Below are 16,407 nucleotides of genomic sequence, written 5' to 3'. Positions count from 1 at the left end.
GCTTCCCCATCGAACCCGTTGATACGAAAGCCAGGAGCCTGCCATGACCGCCCTCTTTACCCGTCGTCGCTTTATCCAGACCGCCGCCGTTGCCACCGCCGCGGCGCCGCTGGTGATCACCTCCACCACGCGCGCCGCCACGCAGAAAGAATTCCGCCTGGGTCTGATCACACCAGCGGGTCACTCGTGGAATCGTGCTGCCGTGGCGTTTGGCGAATCGCTCAAGAAGGAAACCAATGGCCGCCTCAGCGTCACGGTGTTTCACTCGGGCCAGCTCGGCAACGAATCCGCGATGATGCAGCAACTGCAATCCGGCGCACTGGACATGGGATGGATTCAGGCTGCCGAACTGGGCTCGCGTGTCTCCAGCGTGGCCGCCATCAACGCGCCGTATCTGGTGCGCTCCACCGGCAGCGTCGCCAAGCTGGTACGCACGCCCGCTGCGTTGAAACTGCTCGACGCCCTGCCGCGTGAAACGGGCACCATCGGCCTGGGATGGGGCATCACGGGCATGCGCGTGGTGTTCGCCACCAAGGACATCAACTCGCCGGACGATCTCAAGGGCATGAAGCTGCGGATCAACCCGACGCCGGTCTATCGCGATTTCTACTCGATGCTGGGCGCCGCGCCCACGCCGATCCCCACGCCCGCCGTGTTCGACGCGATGACCAACGGGCAGGTAGACGGGCTGGAGGCCGATATCGAGCTGTCCTGGAACCAGCGCTACGACAAGATCTCGAAGTCGCTGCTGCCGATGAACGCACTGTTCATGCCCTTTGCACCGCTGGTCTCGGGCCGCATCTGGGCCAGCCTCGACGCCAAGGACAAGGATCTGGTGCGCGGCCTGGTCACGCAGGCGCTGAACAACCAGATCAACGATATCGTGACCACAGAGGCGGGCCTGATCGAGAAGCTCAAGCAGTCGTCGGTGACCTTCAAGAGCGCGTCGAACTACGACCCGCAGCCTGCCATCCAGAAGTTCGATGCGTTGTGGGTGGCCAAGGCCCCTGCGATCCCCGAACTGCGCAAGATCGGCGCCACGCTCTGAGCCTCCGCGTCGGGCGCCACGCGTACGGCATAATGGCGCACCGCCCCGGAAGGCGGTGCGCACGCCCGCTCGCGTGCGCCACGCGGCTTTCCTGCACGAGATGCCTACGCCAAAAACCACCACTTCAGGCGCGCCCGCCGTCGACAACGGCAAGCGCCGCGCCGCAGACGTTGCCTACGACCGCATCGAAACGCTGATTTCGAAGCTGGAGATCGCCCCCGGCAGCCCCGTGGTGGAAGCCGAACTGGCCGAACTGACCGACCTTGGCCGCACGCCGGTGCGCGAGGCGCTGATGCGCATGGTGTCGATCGGACTGGTGGTGCAGCAACCCCGCCGTGGCCTGATGGTCTCGACCATCGACGTCATGGACCACCTTGACGTCATCGCCACCCGCCGTGTGCTGGAACGACTGATCGCCACCCACGCGGCACGCCGCGCCACAGACGTGCAACGCAAGGCGCTGCTCGCCAGCGCCCAGAAAATGGTCAAGGCCGCCCAGCGCGGCAACCTCGACGAATACATGGCCGCCGACCAGGCGCTCGATCACGTCAACCACGCGGCCTGCCGCAACCGCTCCGCCGTGAAGGCCGTGGTCCCGCTGATCGTGCAATGCCGCCGCTTCTGGTACGCCTACCAGCACGAAGGCGAAATCGCCGAAGGCGCGCAGGCCCATCAGGCGATGGCGCAGGCGATTGCTACCGGAAATGAAGCTGACGCGGCCAAAGGGGCGGATCAGTTGATGGACTATCTGGAGAGGTTTGCGAGACGGGTGATTGCGGGGTAGTTGTCTCCCCTCTCCCGCACTGCGGGAGAGGGGTTGGGGGAGAGGGCAAGAGGCTCTGCTTGCCGACCTCATCGCAATTTGCACCGCGGGGGCGCAGCCCCCCCCCCCCCCCCCCCGCCGGCGGGGGGGGGGGGGGGGGGGCTGCGCCCCCGCGGTGCAAATTGCGATGAGGTCGGCAAGCAGAGCCTCGGGGGGGGGGGCCCCCCCCCCCGAGGCTCTGCTTGCCGACCTCATCGCAATTTGCACCGCTTGCCCTCTCCCCCGCCCCTCTCCCGCTCGCGGGAGAGGGGAGCAAACCGGCAGTAGAATCCCGTCCTTCGCATTCCGCCAAGGACACCCCATGCAAAACCCCACCCTCACCACCCTCCGCGACGCTTTCGACCTCGTCTCCACCTTCACCCAGCAAACCGACCCGCAATACAAGGTCACCTCCGAAGCCGAAGCCCTGCAACTCGCCACGCACCGCCACTACAAGGGCGGTCTCTACCGGCGGCTCTTCGAATCGAAGCACAGCGAGACCGGCGACGTGCTGACGGTCTACGTTCACCTCTGGCCGCACGAGACGGGCGGCTGGGTGCGTCCTGCCGAGATGTTTCACGGCAAGCTGGCGGACGAACGCGTGCGCTTTGTGCCGTTGGAAGCAGAGTCAGCGGCGAACGAGGTAAAGTAGGCGCCTATTCGCTGACAGCCCGACCGGGCCTCCCAAGATCATGAGCAACCTGACTCCGAACGCAGATGCGGCATCGCCCGTGCGACTCACCAGTTTTTCCCATGGTGGCGGCTGCGGCTGCAAGATCGCGCCCGGTGTGTTGTCGGAGATCCTGCGTGGCAGCACTGGCATGCCGATACCGAAGGAACTGCTGGTCGGTATCGAGACGTCCGACGATGCGGCGGTCTACCAGCTCAACGACGAGCAGGCCCTGATCGCGACGACCGATTTCTTCATGCCGATCGTCGACGATCCGTTTGACTTCGGCCGCATTGCCGCCACCAATGCCATCAGCGATGTCTATGCCATGGGCGGACGTCCGATCATGGCGCTGGCGCTCGTGGCCATGCCCGTGAACCAGTTGCCCATCGACGTGATCGGCCGCGTGCTCGAAGGCGGCCAGGCCGTGTGCCGCGCCGCAGGCATCCCGATTGCGGGTGGCCATACGATCGATTCCGTCGAACCGATCTACGGGCTGGTGGTGATGGGCCTCGCGCATCCGTCGCGCATCCGTCGTAACCGCGATGCACGCGCTGGCGACGTTCTCGTGCTCGGCAAGCCGCTTGGTGTGGGCGTCATGTCCGCCGCGCTCAAGAAGGGCGCGCTTGGCGATGCCGGTTACGCGCAATTGATCGACACCACCACGCGGCTCAATACGCCAGGCATTGCGCTGGCCGAACTCGACGGCGTGCACGCGCTGACCGATGTCACCGGCTTTGGCGTGGCCGGCCATACGCTGGAACTGGCGCGCGGCGCCGGGCTGCGCGCCGTGCTCGAATGGTCTCGCCTGCCACTGCTCGACGGCATTGCCACACTGGCCGCACAGGGCCATATCACCGGTGCGTCACGCCGCAATTGGGAAGGCTACGGCGCGGATGCCACCATAGAAACCGGCCTGCCCGATATCGCGCAGGCCATCGTTACCGATCCGCAGACCAGCGGCGGGCTGCTGGTCAGTTGCGCACCACATGCCGTGGAGCAGGTGCTGGCGATCTTCCAAAAGGAAGGCTTTGCGCAGGCTGCCGTGGTGGGCCGCATGGAAGCTGGCGAACCGGGACTGACCGTTACTGCATGAAGCCGTTTGCACGCGTGGAAGATCGCCACGCCTTTGACACGATCGTTGATGCACGGACGCCCGCCGAGTTCGAGATCGACCATATTCCGGGTGCCATCAACTGCCCCGTGCTCGATAGCGAGGAACGCCACATCGTCGGCACGCTCTACAAGCAGGCAGGCCCGTTCGAGGCCCGACGCGTGGGCGGTGCGATGGTGGCGGCCAACCTCGCGCGGCATTTGCGCGGCGCCTTTGCGGATCGTCCCGCCAACTGGAAACCACTGATCTATTGCTGGCGTGGCGGGCTGCGCAGCGGATCGATGACCACGTGGTTGCGCATGGTCGGATGGGATGCCCAGCAAATGGCGGGTGGTTACAAGTCCTGGCGACGCCATGTGATCGGCATGATCGATGCCCAGGCGCCGCTTCTGCCGCTGGTAGTGATCTGCGGCGCCACGGGCAGCGCCAAGACCCGGCTGCTGCACGCCCTGGCCGCACGCGGCGAGCAGGTGCTCGACCTCGAAGGCATGGCGCGGCACAAGGGATCGCTGCTGGGCGCCCTGCCCGATATCGCGCAACCTTCGCAGACCGGTTTCGAGACGGCGCTGGGCAACGTGATCGAACAGATCGACTTCACGCGTGCGGTCTATGTGGAAGGCGAAGGCGCGCGGATCGGGCAACTGAACCTGCCTGTGCCGCTTGTGAGCCGGATGCGCGCCAGTCCTTGCATCGAAATCCAGGCGGCATGGCCGGCACGGCTCGATTACCTGCTGCAGGACTACGCCTACCTCGGCGACCGGCCCGACTGGCTCGCCGCACAGGTGGAGCGCCTGGCGCCGCTGCATGGGCGCAAGACCATTGCCGAGTGGCAGGCGCTGGCGCATGCGCACAACCTGCCCGCGCTATTCACCGAACTGGCGCTCAAACACTATGACCCGTCGTATGTGCGCTCCCAGCGCACGCATTTCCACGCGTGGGGCGAGCGAGTGACGGTGCCTGCCAACGATCTCTCCGAGGCCGGCATCGCACGGCTCGCGGATGTGATTGCCGGACTGGGAGTGCCCCGCGCATAACTTCAAGAACAGTCTGTTCCGCCACACGCGTTGCAAACAATTGGTCTGGATGGTATCGTGCGCCGCCATGAGTGAAGGCCAGCGACGTCCCGAGCAGCCGCAGTTGAAGATGCAATGGCGATGCCGACCCGCAGGCGCACGTCCAGAGCAAGCATGACCTCACAAGCCATTCCGGCGGCCGATCTTGACGCCGCCCTCGTCCGCGCGCGCGATGCGCTGCTGGCGCAGCAACACCCCGACGGCCACTGGTGTTTCGAACTCGAATCCGATGCCACCATCACGGCCGAATACGTCCTGATGATGCATTTCGTCGACGAGATCGACACCGATCTGCAGGCGCGCATGGCCCGCTACCTGCGCGCCACGCAGCGCCTGGAAGGCCATGGCGCCTGGGATCTCTACCTCGGCGGCGACGTGGACATCTCATGCAGCGTCAAGGCGTACTTTGCGCTGAAGGCGGCTGGCGATTCGCCCGACGCTCCGCACATGGTGCGCGCCCGCGAAGTCATCCTGGCACGCGGCGGCGCGGCGAAATCGAACGTCTTCACGCGGATCCTGCTGGCCACGTTCGGTGAGGTGCCCTGGCGCGCCACGCCGTTCATGCCTGTGGAGTTCATGCTGTTTCCGCGCTGGGCACCGATCCATCTGGACAAGGTGGCTTACTGGGCCCGCACGACGATGGTGCCGCTGCTGGTGCTCTGCGCCATGCGCGCACAGGCTCGCAATCCCCTCGGCATCCATATCCAGGAACTGTTCGTCACACCCCCTGAGCTGGAGCGCGAGTATTTCCCGCGCAAGCGCGGGCTGCAGGGCGCGTTCCTGAAGCTCGACCGCGTGGTGCGCCCCCTCGAACCGCTGATCCCGCGCGTCGTGCGCCGCCGCGCCATCGCCCGCGCGGTGAAGTGGAGCGAGGAGCGGATGAACGGCGAGGACGGCTTCGGCGGCATCTTCCCGCCGATGGTCTACAGCTACGAGATGATGGTGCTGATGGACTATCCCGAAGACCATCCGATGCGCCGCGATTGCCGTGACGCCTTGAAGAAGCTGATCGTGCATCGCGACGATGGCAGCGCCTACTGCCAGCCTTGCCTCTCGCCCGTGTGGGATACGGCATGGAGCCTGATGGCGCTGGAACAGGCACCCGCCAGCGAGCGAAGTGCCGCGGCCATTACCCGGGCCTACGACTGGCTCACGGAACGTCAGGTGCTCGACCAGTCCGGCGACTGGGACCAGAACGCCACGCCGGGCACCAGGCCGGGTGGCTGGGCATTCCAGTACGCCAATCCGTACTACCCCGACGTGGACGACACTGCCGTAGTGCTCGCCATGATCCACGCCCACGCACGGCGCACGAATCAGGAAGCCCGCTTCAAGCCGCACGTGGACCGCGCGATGGATTGGTCGATTGGGTTGCAGTCGAAAAACGGCGGCTTCGGCGCGTTCGACGCCAATTGCGACCGCAGCTATCTCAATGCGATTCCGTTTGCCGATCATGGCGCGCTGCTCGATCCGCCGACCGAGGATGTCTCGGGTCGCGTGCTGCTGGCGCTGGGCGTCACCAACCGTCCGCAGGACAGATCGGTGCGCGAACGCTGCATCGACTATCTGCGCCAGACGCAACAACGCGACGGCAGCTGGTGGGGCCGCTGGGGTACCAACTATATCTATGGGACGTGGAGCGTGCTGGCCGGCCTGGCGCTGTCCGGCGTGGACCGCCAGCAACCGATGGTGCGCCGCGCCGTGGAGTGGCTGCGCGCCAAGCAGCACCATGATGGCGGCTGGGGCGAAACCAACGACAGCTATATCGATCCCGCGCTCGCCGGCACGCATGTCTTCGGCAGCATGGCCGACCAGACCGCGTGGGGATTACTGGGGCAACTGGCGCTGGGCGAGCAAAAATCGGATTCGGTACGCCGTGGCGTCGAATATCTGATTCGCACGCAGCAGGCCGACGGGTTCTGGATGCACCCCTTCCATAATGCGCCGGGTTTCCCGCGAATCTTCCATTTGAAGTATCACGGTTATACAGCGTATTTTCCGCTGTGGGCGCTGGGGCGATATCGAAGGCTGGTGGTAGGGAAATCTGTTGTCTCCCAGCCGGTTTGCTCCCCTCTCCCGCAAGCGGGAGAGGGGCGGGGGAGAGGGCAAGCCGCTCAAGATGTGACAGCGGCGGTTTGAACCGCCAACCCTCTCCCCCTTCCCCTCTCCCCCGGAGCGGGAGAGGGGCGGGGGAGAGGGCAAGCCGCTCAAGATGTGACAGCGGCTGTTTGAACCGCCAACCCTCTCCCCCTTCCCCTCTCCCGCGTAGCGGGAGAGGGGAGCCTGCTTCAAGCGGATTCGAGGTTAAGCCGGCACCTGCGTTCGCCCGCCCTGCTCTTCCACGAACTGCCGTTTGGACGCCGCCACGTGTCCGGCAAACACTGGCCTGAGCACCGTGAATGCCAGGAAGGCCGCAATCAGGTCCATGGTGGCCACCGTGTAGAGCACCGTGGACCACGTGCCGGTCGCTTCCATGATCAGGTTGCCGATCGGTACGAACAGCGCGCCAATCCCCTTTGCCGTGTACAGCACGCCGTAGATCTTGCCGATGTGCTTGGTACCAAACGCATCGCCGGCCAGTGCGGAGAACAGCGAGTAGACCTCGCCCCATGCCAGGAACACCAGCCCGGACAGCAGCAGGAACGCGTAGGGGTTACTGCCGAAGTAGCCGAGCGCGATAATCCCGATCCCTTCCAGCGAGAACGCGATCACCATGGTCTTCTCGCGGCCGATGTGGTCCGAGATCCAGCCGAACAGCGGTCGCGAGATGCCGTTCATGACGCGGTCGAGCATCAGCGCCAGCGGCAGCGCAGCCATCACGAAGAAGTGCAGGTCAACCTTGAAGTCCTTGACGCCGAGGTCCTTGGCGATCACGCCCAGCTGTGCCACGGCCATCATGCCGCCGGTCACCACCAGCACGAACATCACCAGCATCAGCCAGAACAGGCGGGTGCAAAGCGCTTCCTTGAGCGTGAAGTCGCGCGTCGACTGATAGATCTTGGTCGACAGCTTGACCTCCACGTTCTGCGGTGCGCGCAGGAACCAGGCTGCCACGAATGCCAGCGAACCTTGCAGCAGGCCGAAGAACAGGAACGTGTGCTGGAAGCCTTGCGACTCGATCATCGCCGCGATCGGCAGGATGGTGGCCGCCGAACCCGCGCCGTAGCCGCCAGCCGTCAGGCCCACTGCCAGGCCGCGCCGGTCCGGGAACCACTTGATCGCATTGTTGATACAGGTGGCATAAATCGACCCTACGCCCAGCCCGCCGACAACTGCGCCGAAGTAGAAGCCCATCAGCGTCGTCGCCTGCGAATTGATGACCCAGGCGGCACCGATGAACAACGCGCCGAACGCCACCATCAGCCGTGGCCCGAATTTATCGATGAAGTAGCCCTCGATAGGCGCCAGCCAGGTTTGCACCAGCACGAAAATGGTAAAGGCAATCTGGATATTGGCTCGCGACCATCCAAATTCGTCCTGGATTTCCGGTACGAAGAGCGTCCACGCGTACTGGATATTCGCCGTGGCGATCATGCAGATCACGCCAACCAGCAGCTGTTTCCAGCGGGTGCTCTCGGAAATTTGCGGCTTGGGGCTCGCAGCCCCCGTCGATGCGTACGTCATTGCACGCTCCCTTTGTTCGATTGATGGGGATTTTGGTGGGGTGTGCGTCGACGCATTGGTAACCGGCATCCACTCCTGAAAATGGTCGCAAGCATTCTCGTGTCTCCTGTGTCTTTCTTATTATGTTTTGTGGATTCTGACTTCACGTGATATCCATGCGCCGCAGCCATGATGGCATGCGGACGACCTGGCCAGGAACAAGCAGGCATGGGACCTGCCGTCAAACGGGGGGAACTTGTCTTATTCTGAATCCATCTGAAAATCCTCCTATTATTAAATCCGCTGAATGAATGACAGATTTGTAATCTTCAACGTGTCACGTCCCGTAATGTTCGCGTAATGCTGCGCCGGGATGGATATAAGGTATGTGATATACCAGAAGAGTCAAGATAAATGCACAGCAGGGTTTTCACCATCCACCCCATTAGGATTGATTCGGAAGATGAATCAATGACAGCACTTCGATTCCATTTTGAAATAATGGATTATGAATTCACAAATCCAGGACAAAAAAAAGCCCGCAGGCTAGCACAAGCGGGCAGAGGCGTGGAGCGTGACACCAGTTCGCAACACGTGCCGTATTTATAGCGGAAGTTTTGTCGAAAATAACCCCCTTCAGGGTTTTCTCTAGATTAATTTGATTACAAGTTTGTCAGAATCAAAATGGAGATACGGGAAAACCACGAATTAAGGAAGATAACTATTCGATACTCATCATGGAATGCGCAATGGATCACATTGAAAACGAAGGAAAAACTGTGTTCCGGCTACAACGTCCTGCCTTTAGTCGGATTTCGAGAAATTGACAGTCGGCACCTGCCCTGTTATTAATAACCATTCGCATTTGTATTGCGTGTCACTGCAAGGCTAGCCGGGCATCCGCTCACGGGACAGCATGTAGTAACCGATGACGGGTCAGACCATGAGTACGCCGGGCGCTACGCTGCCTTCCTTGCCTTCCACGATCGAATCCCTGTATTGCGACCACCACGCATGGCTCAAGGGTTGGCTGCACCGCCGCGTGGGCAGCGCCGATCAAGCTGCGGATCTCGCACAGGACACGTTCGTGCGCCTGCTCAATAGCGAGCGGGTGCCAGCCCAGCTCGACGAACCGCGCGCCTACCTGACCACCGTGGCCAGGAACCTGATGTCGAATCAATGGCGGCGCGAGCAACTCGAACGGGCTTACCTCGATGCACTGGCGCAGGCGCCCTATCAAGTCGAACTCTCTCCGGAAGATCGCGCGATCCTGCTGGAAACGCTGTTCGAACTGGACCAGTTGCTCGACGGTCTGGCGCCTGCCGTGCGAGAGGCCTTCCTGCTGACGCAACTCGACGGACAAACGCACGCGCAGGTAGCGGAGACCCTTGGCATTTCGATTCCCACGGTCAAGCGCTATGTGGTCAAGGGACTGCAGCAGTGCTACTTCGCCGACCTGTCCTTCGTAGGCTGACACGCCATGCCTACATCTTCCTGGTATCGCGCCACGGCCGATGCGGCCACGATTCCCGCAAGCGTGGCCGAGCGTGCGGTCGAATGGGTGGTGGCGTTGCAGGATGCGGATGGCGCATCGCACGTCACCGACGCATGGCGTCGCTGGCGTGCCGAACATCCTGACCATGAGCGGGCCTGGCAGCGTATCGAATCCGTCCGTAGCCGGCTGCAGCCCCTGGCATCGCCCGGCACAGCGGATATCGCCCGCAGTGCGCTGACGCACGGGCCGACCGCGCCGAGCGTGCCGTCACCGCGTTCGGAAGCCCAGCGTCGCACGGCACGCCGGCATGCATTGAAGACACTCGCCACGCTGGCCTTCGCCACGGGGTTGACGGCCGCGGCGCGCGAATACACGCCGTGGCGCCAATGGTCCGCCGACTATCGCACCGGCGTAGGCGAGCGGCGCACCGTGATGCTGACCGACGGTACGCAGTTGATGCTGAATACCGATACCGCGGTCGATCTTGCTTTCACTGACGTCGAACGCCGCGTACGGCTCGTGTCCGGGGAAATCCTCGTCACCACGGCCAAGGACCCGCTCCCGACGCCGCGCCCGTTCCTCATCGAAACCGCGCAGGGCACGGCCCGCGCGCTCGGCACACGCTACTCGGTGCGCCAGCGCGAGAACGACACCGAGGTCTGCGTCTTCCAGGGCGCCGTGGAAATTCGCCCGCGCGATAACACCGCGCATCCGCATGTCATGCAGGCCGGCCTGTGCTCGGTCTTCAACCGCGAAGCCGTGGAGCAGGCTGGGCCGGCCGATACCGCGCGCATCGCCTGGGCCGAAGGGTTCATCGTGGCCCGCAGCATGCGACTGGACGATTTCATTGCCGAGCTGCGGCGCTACAGCCGCGCGAACCTGTCGTGCGACCCGTCCATTGCGGGCGTACGCGTATCCGGCTCGTTCCCGCTGGACAACCTCGACAAGGTATTGCAGACGCTGAGTTCCACGTTTTTCCTGCAGAAGGAAACCGTGACCCGGCTCTGGGGCCAGGACGAAATCCGCCTGATGCCGGGACGCCGAAGCTGACAATCCGATACTGCAAAAATAATTCCGGGAAAGCTGATCCGTTTTCAGATCTCGCGGGTCATGGAGGGTAAGCACTTCTATCCCTTCCATTCAAAAGGTCTGTCCATGGGTCCGGTCCAGGCGCGCAAGCGTGAGTCAATTCCTGTTTTTCGTCGCAAACTGCTGACCTCCCTGGTGGGCCGCATTGCGCTGGGCGCCATGGTTGGCGCTCCAATGGTGGCGATGCCGCTGGCCGCGCATGCCCAGGCAGCGCGTAACTACAGCATTCCCGCCGGTACGCTCGAAGACACGCTGAGCCGCTTTGGCCGCGATGCCGGCATCATGCTGTCCTTCAAGCCCGAAATCACCACCGGCAAGCAGAGCGCCGGCCTGAGCGGCACCTACACGCCGCGCAGCGGACTCGATACGCTGCTGGCCGGCACCGGCCTGGAGTTATCCCAGCAATCGAATGGCAGCTATCTGATCAATGGCCCGGTCAGCAGCGGGTCTGCGGACGGCACCATGCTGCCGGCAGTGACCGTCGTTGCCGCAGCCGACGGCCTGCCGCCCGCCTACGCCGGTGGTCAGGTGGCGCGCGGCGGCGGCCTGGGTGTGCTGGGTTCGGCCAATGTGCTGGACCAGCCGTTCAGCACCACCAACTACACGGCCGAGTTCCTCGACAACACGCAGGCCAAGACGCTGGCCGATGTAGTCATCAACGATTCATCGGTACGGGTGCTGACCTCGCGCGGCGGCTTTGGCGAGGATTTCCAGATCCGTGGCTATACGGTGGCCAGTGGCGACGTGGGCCTCAACGGCCTGTACGGCATGGCATCGTCGAGCCGCATGCCCGCCGCGATCATGGAGCGCGTGGAAGTGCTCAAGGGACCGGGCACGCTGATGTACGGCATCGGCCCGAGCGGCAGCATCGGCGGCGCAATCAACGTGGTCACCAAGCGCGCCGAGGACGAACCACTGACGCGACTGACCACCACCTACGAAAGCAAGTCCCTGTTCGGCGTGCAGGCCGACGTAGGCCGCCGCTTTGGCGAGAACAAGGAATGGGGCGTGCGCGTGAATGGCGTGTTCAAGGGCGGCGATACCACCCTCGACGATGGCCGCCAGAAGCTGGGCGTGGGCGCGCTGGCGCTCGACTATCGCGGCAAGAAGCTGCGCTGGACGCTGGACACGTACACCCAGCACGAAGGCACCGACAATTTCCGCTCGCAGATCGGCTTCCTGCCCAGCGTGACCTCGCTGCCCAAGGCACCTTCCGCGCACCGCAACTTCTATCCCGGCACCGAACTCTGGCTGCATGACACCGCCGTGATGTCGCGCCTCGAGTACGACATTTCGGACAACCTGACGGTCTACGCCGCTGGCGGCTATCGCGACGGCACCGCCTACCAGACGTTCCCGTCTGGCCCGGCCAATGCGCAGGGCGTGTTCAACGCGACCAATTCGTACTACGACTCGTACAGCAAGACGTCGACCGTGGACGTGGGCGCCCGTGCGAAATTCAACACGTTCGGTGTTCGCCACCTTGTGACGGCCAGCTTCGCGCGCCTGGATCAGGAACTGGGCAACGCCTACGTGCCGTCATCCACCGGCGCCATCACGTCCAGCATCTACAATCCGGTGCCACTGCCGCCGGTCGTCGGCACGCGTATCGACGCGACCAAGGCATCGGAGACGGCGCTGACCAGCTTCACCCTGACCGATACGCTGTCGATGCTCGACGATCGCCTGCTGCTGACCGGCGGCTTCCGCCACCAGCGCGTGGTGCTGGACAACTACAGCACCACCACGGGCGCGCAGACGGCCAGCTACGACCAGAGCGCCGTGTCGCCGGTTGCCGGCATCGTCGTCAAGCCGTTGCAGAACGTGTCGGTGTACGGCAACTTCACGTCGGGCCTGTCGCGCGGCGGCGTGGCGCCGGTCACGGCGTCCAATGCCGGCCAAGTGTTCCCGCCGTACAAATCGAACCAGTACGAGGCCGGCGTCAAGGCCGACTGGGGCAAGATGACCACCACGGTGTCGGTGTTCCAGATCGACCGCCCGAGCGCCGTGACGAATCCGCTGAACAACTACTACAGCTTCGACGGCGAGCAGCGCAATCGCGGCGTGGAACTGTCCGCTTATGGCGAAGCCGTGCGCGGCCTGCGCCTGATGGCCAGCGCCACGTTCTACGACGCCAAGCTCAAGAAGACGGCCGGTGGCGTGAACGATGGCAAGGATGCCAACGGCGTGCCCGACTATACGTTCAACCTGGGCGCGGACTGGGATATGCCGTGGGTGCCGGGCCTGAGCCTGAACGGCCGGATCATCCATACGTCGTCACTGTTCTTCAATGCCGCGAACACGCTGAGCATGCCGAGCTGGACGCGCTACGACATCGGTGCCCGTTATCGCACCAAGGTTATGGGGAAATCGGTCGTATTCCGTGCGAATATCGAGAATCTTTTCAACTCGAACTACTGGCTCGTGAGCGGAACGTACGCTACCGTTGCGGCACCGCGCACGGTGCTGCTGTCCGCGCAGTTCGACTTCTGATTCCACTCAACCTGAGACCGTCATGAAAACTTCCGTCAAGTTCGCCGCGCTCACCGGCGCCCTGCTCTGCCTGGCCTCCGCTGCGCAAGCCCACCAGGTCTGGATCGAACAGCCTGCCGGCCAGGGCGCCGTGCTCCGCTTCGGCGAGTTTGGCGAGAACCTGCGCGAAGTGTCGCCGGGCCTGCTCGACAAGTTCGGTGCGCCCACGGCCACGCTGATCGCCTCCAGTGGCGAGAAGACGGGCAATGGCGTGAAGACCCCCACGGGCTTCACGCTGCCGTTCACGGCCGGTCAACGCGATGTACTGTTGGCCGAAGACGCTCGCTACCCGCTGCGCACCTTCAAGCGCGGCGACCAGGACGTCACCAGCCGCTACTACCCCGCCGCGCGCTGGATCTCGGACTTCGCGCCGCAACAGCCGAAACTGGCGCTCGACATCGTGCCCGCCGGCCAGCCCGGCCAGTTCAAGGTGTTCTACCAGGGCAAGCCGCTGCACAAGGCCAAGGTGGCACTGGTGACGCAATCCGGCTGGGCCAAGGAAGCGCACGCCGACGAACAGGGCCTGGTCACCTTCGACATGCCGTGGAAAGGCGTCTACGTAGCGGAAGTCGGCCACACCGACGCCACGCCCGGCGAACGCCAGGGTGCCAACGGTGTGGAGACATTCACGACCGTCAGCTACGTGACCTCGGCCACGTACGTAAAGCGCGATGGCATCGAAGCCCTGCCGGCAGGTCCGGCCGCTACGCCGAACAAGTAATCGGGACGGACGACGGCGCGGATGCGTCGTCGGGCATAGTAGGGAATTGGTAGAACTGGGGCCGCTCGTTATTGAGCGGCCTTTTTTATTGCTTCGTTCTCTCAAGCATCCAGCCCCACCCCACCAAACGAGAATCGCGGAAACTCCGCGACCATGAAGTCGACGAAGACCCGCGTGCGAACTGGAAGATGGCGGCGGCTCTGGTAGCAGATGTAATGACCGAGGTCGTTGGGTAGTCCGTCAGCCAGCGTCACCACCAGTTCGTTGGCCGCAAGATGGTCGGCAATCTGGAAATCGGCGAGTTGGGCAACGCCCCATCCCTGCAGCACCGTGTGCAGCACCATATCCGAGTTGTTGACGGTGAATCGGGATTTCGGTGCATGTTTGCGGATGCGGCCATCGATCTGGAATTCCCATTCGGCGGGACGGCCATTGTTCACGCGATGGCTGATGCACTGATGCCGGGCCAGTTCCTCCAGCGTCCGTGGCAAACCATGCCTGTCTACGTAGGATGGTGCCGCGCAGACTGCCCTGCGCATCGGCCCGAGCCGTCTGGCGATGATGCTGGAATCCTCGATGCGTCCGCTGCGGAAGCCCACATCGATATCGTCCACCGAGTGGTCCATGGGTCCGTCGTCCAGCACCAGATGAATGGAGATATCGGGATATTCGTGCGAGAACTTTTCCAGCAACGGTGCCAATACCTTTCGCCCAAAACATGCCGGTGTCCCGATCTTGATCAGGCCGGTGGGCGGCCCCTGGCGCAGTTCCAGCATTTCGTTCATCGCCTCCGCCATTTGTGCAATGCCTTGATGGCAGTTATCGAAGAAGCGGCGTCCCTCGTGGGTCAGATGCGTGTTGCGCGTGGTGCGAATCAGCAGCCGGGTACACAGTTGGGTTTCCAGCTTCTGCACGTTGCGGCTGATGGCCGAGCGGCTGATGCCGAGTCGTTCGCCTGCCTTGGCAAAACTACCTTCCGTCGCCACGGCCATGAACGCCATGATGCCGGTGTAGCTCGCGCCAAAGCTCGCGGACAGTGCGTCGGCGCGACGCAAAGGCACCCTGCTATTGCTATGCGCCAATATCAGCGAGGATTCCGTTGCCATACCCATCGTTTTCTTCTCCACGCGCCAGTACGCTCTGCGCGTGACATTCTTCCACGATGGAAATGGGCGGGATGTGCCATCCTTGCGCATCCGTATGCCGATCTTGCTGTCGATGTGGCAGCCGAACGCTCACGCTACTCCCGGCCGGGATATTGGCCGGGCGTGTAGCCCGTTGCCTTGCGGAAGGCGCGCGTGAACGTGGCCTGCGAGGAGAAATTCAGCTCCACCGCAATTTCCAGCAGCGATAACTGGCCCAGCCGCAGCAGCGCCTTGGCGCGTTCGATGCGAAGATCGGTGACATACCGGTAAGGCGATTTACCCGTAGCCGCCTTGAAAGCACGGACAAAATGGAAACGGCTCAGGCAGGCAATACCCGCCAGATCCTCCAGTCGAATATCGCCTTCCAGATTTGCCCGGATATAGTCCACGACACGCCGCATGCGGTGTTGCGCCAGATCGACGCCCATCTCCAGTCCCCGCATGCGCAATGCGGCGACATTCGCGCGCCGGTGCAGCATCCGCACGGCCAGACTGCCCGCCAGGCTTTCGATCAACAAGTCGCCGCCGGGTGTTGCCTCGCGCAGTTCGGCCAGGATGACCAGTCCGATCTGCGCGATCAGCGGGTCTTCGAATCCCCGATCGAAATAGAACGTATTGGCTTCGCCGCCGGCAACGCTGTCCCCCAGGGCTTCCGCCGTAAACAAGGCGGGATCGAGGTACAGATGGAGCATGCCGGGCAGCAACGTAGAAATCGACACCTCGTCTTCCTGCACGCCTTCCGGGCAAAGCCACACCGTGCCTCGCTTGGCGAGCGTACGATCCACGATGCCGTAGCCGGTGCGCGTTACCACCGCCGATGTACTGCCGTGCGGATCGATCACCAGTTCGTTGATCGGCAATCCGGCATTGCGTGTGATGATGCCCCCGCTATGGTCGCGGACTTCGGCCAGGAGTCCGGACCAGGCGCGCTCCGCCGATGACAGTACGAGCGTCGCTTCGTTATATTTTTCGCGGAACTGGAACGGGGATGGATTGTGCATCGGACGCGTATCGGGAGGGCTCCGGAAGTTTAACCTGATTACCCCGTGGCTTCCGACGGCGTTCCTTCGGAAGCACATTTCTAGGTGTTTTCCGGATTATCCGCAATAATCGCG

General features: G+C 63.3%; 13 protein-coding genes. 10 read left to right on the top strand and 3 right to left on the bottom strand.

Features of this window, described 5'->3' with window-relative positions:
* The first annotated feature begins 43 nt into the window (after positions 1-43).
* From ABDB81_RS07235 to shc, 6 genes are all read left to right on the top strand, one after another.
* Complete coding sequence (locus tag ABDB81_RS07235; RefSeq protein WP_137928048.1) at positions 44-1,048, top strand: TRAP transporter substrate-binding protein; 1,005 nt, start codon at positions 44-46, stop codon at positions 1,046-1,048.
* A gap of 100 nt (positions 1,049-1,148) precedes the next feature.
* Positions 1,149-1,832, top strand: coding sequence for a GntR family transcriptional regulator (locus ABDB81_RS07230; RefSeq protein ID WP_160474661.1), 684 nt, complete (start codon positions 1,149-1,151; stop codon positions 1,830-1,832).
* Between the two features lie 445 nt (positions 1,833-2,277).
* Positions 2,278-2,502 (top strand): DUF1653 domain-containing protein, encoded by a 225-nt coding sequence (locus ABDB81_RS07225; RefSeq protein ID WP_237380761.1) that lies wholly within the window; start codon positions 2,278-2,280, stop codon positions 2,500-2,502.
* Positions 2,503-2,542: 40 nt separating this feature from the next.
* Positions 2,543-3,616 (top strand): selenide, water dikinase SelD, encoded by a 1,074-nt coding sequence (selD, locus tag ABDB81_RS07220; protein ID WP_160473689.1) that lies wholly within the window; start codon positions 2,543-2,545, stop codon positions 3,614-3,616.
* A complete protein-coding gene (mnmH, locus tag ABDB81_RS07215; RefSeq protein WP_346810503.1) occupies positions 3,613-4,668 on the top strand; it encodes a tRNA 2-selenouridine(34) synthase MnmH in 1,056 nt (351 codons plus the stop codon). The genes selD and mnmH overlap by 4 nt, the downstream gene beginning before the upstream one ends.
* Positions 4,669-4,821: 153 nt before the next feature.
* Positions 4,822-6,846, top strand: coding sequence for a squalene--hopene cyclase (shc, locus tag ABDB81_RS07210; RefSeq protein ID WP_346810502.1), 2,025 nt, complete (start codon positions 4,822-4,824; stop codon positions 6,844-6,846).
* Between the two features lie 165 nt (positions 6,847-7,011).
* Here shc and oxlT read toward each other — a convergent pair whose 3' ends face one another.
* Positions 7,012-8,331, bottom strand: a complete 1,320-nt coding sequence (gene oxlT / locus ABDB81_RS07205; RefSeq protein WP_137927092.1) for an oxalate/formate MFS antiporter — start codon at positions 8,329-8,331, stop codon at positions 7,012-7,014.
* Positions 8,332-9,253: 922 nt separating this feature from the next.
* On the opposite strand from oxlT, the gene ABDB81_RS07200 reads away from it, so the two are divergent.
* The 4 genes from ABDB81_RS07200 to ABDB81_RS07185 all read left to right on the top strand — a co-directional run bounded on the left by ABDB81_RS07200 (position 9,254) and on the right by ABDB81_RS07185 (position 14,147).
* Positions 9,254-9,784, top strand: coding sequence for a sigma-70 family RNA polymerase sigma factor (locus ABDB81_RS07200; RefSeq protein ID WP_137927097.1), 531 nt, complete (start codon positions 9,254-9,256; stop codon positions 9,782-9,784).
* A 6-nt stretch (positions 9,785-9,790) separates the two neighbouring features.
* On the top strand, positions 9,791-10,855 hold the full coding sequence (locus ABDB81_RS07195; RefSeq protein WP_346810501.1) for a FecR domain-containing protein: 1,065 nt from the start codon (positions 9,791-9,793) through the stop codon (positions 10,853-10,855).
* Positions 10,856-10,960: 105 nt separating this feature from the next.
* A complete protein-coding gene (locus ABDB81_RS07190; RefSeq protein WP_346810500.1) occupies positions 10,961-13,387 on the top strand; it encodes a TonB-dependent receptor in 2,427 nt (808 codons plus the stop codon).
* Between the two features lie 22 nt (positions 13,388-13,409).
* On the top strand, positions 13,410-14,147 hold the full coding sequence (locus ABDB81_RS07185) for a DUF4198 domain-containing protein (RefSeq protein ID WP_137927089.1): 738 nt from the start codon (positions 13,410-13,412) through the stop codon (positions 14,145-14,147).
* A gap of 101 nt (positions 14,148-14,248) precedes the next feature.
* On the opposite strand, the gene ABDB81_RS07180 is transcribed toward ABDB81_RS07185, so the two are convergent.
* Both ABDB81_RS07180 and ABDB81_RS07175 read right to left on the bottom strand, forming a co-directional pair.
* Complete coding sequence (locus ABDB81_RS07180) at positions 14,249-15,253, bottom strand: LysR family transcriptional regulator (protein WP_137927088.1); 1,005 nt, start codon at positions 15,251-15,253, stop codon at positions 14,249-14,251.
* 134 nt (positions 15,254-15,387) lie between these two features.
* Positions 15,388-16,293 (bottom strand): AraC family transcriptional regulator, encoded by a 906-nt coding sequence (locus ABDB81_RS07175; RefSeq protein WP_160473682.1) that lies wholly within the window; start codon positions 16,291-16,293, stop codon positions 15,388-15,390.
* Between the last annotated feature and the right edge of the window lie 114 nt (positions 16,294-16,407).

The sequence above is a fragment of the Cupriavidus sp. DL-D2 genome (assembly GCF_039710735.1).
GTDB lineage: Bacteria > Pseudomonadota > Gammaproteobacteria > Burkholderiales > Burkholderiaceae > Cupriavidus.
The sequence above is the reverse complement of the archived record's forward strand: the minus strand, read 5'-3'. Positions and strand labels throughout refer to the sequence as shown.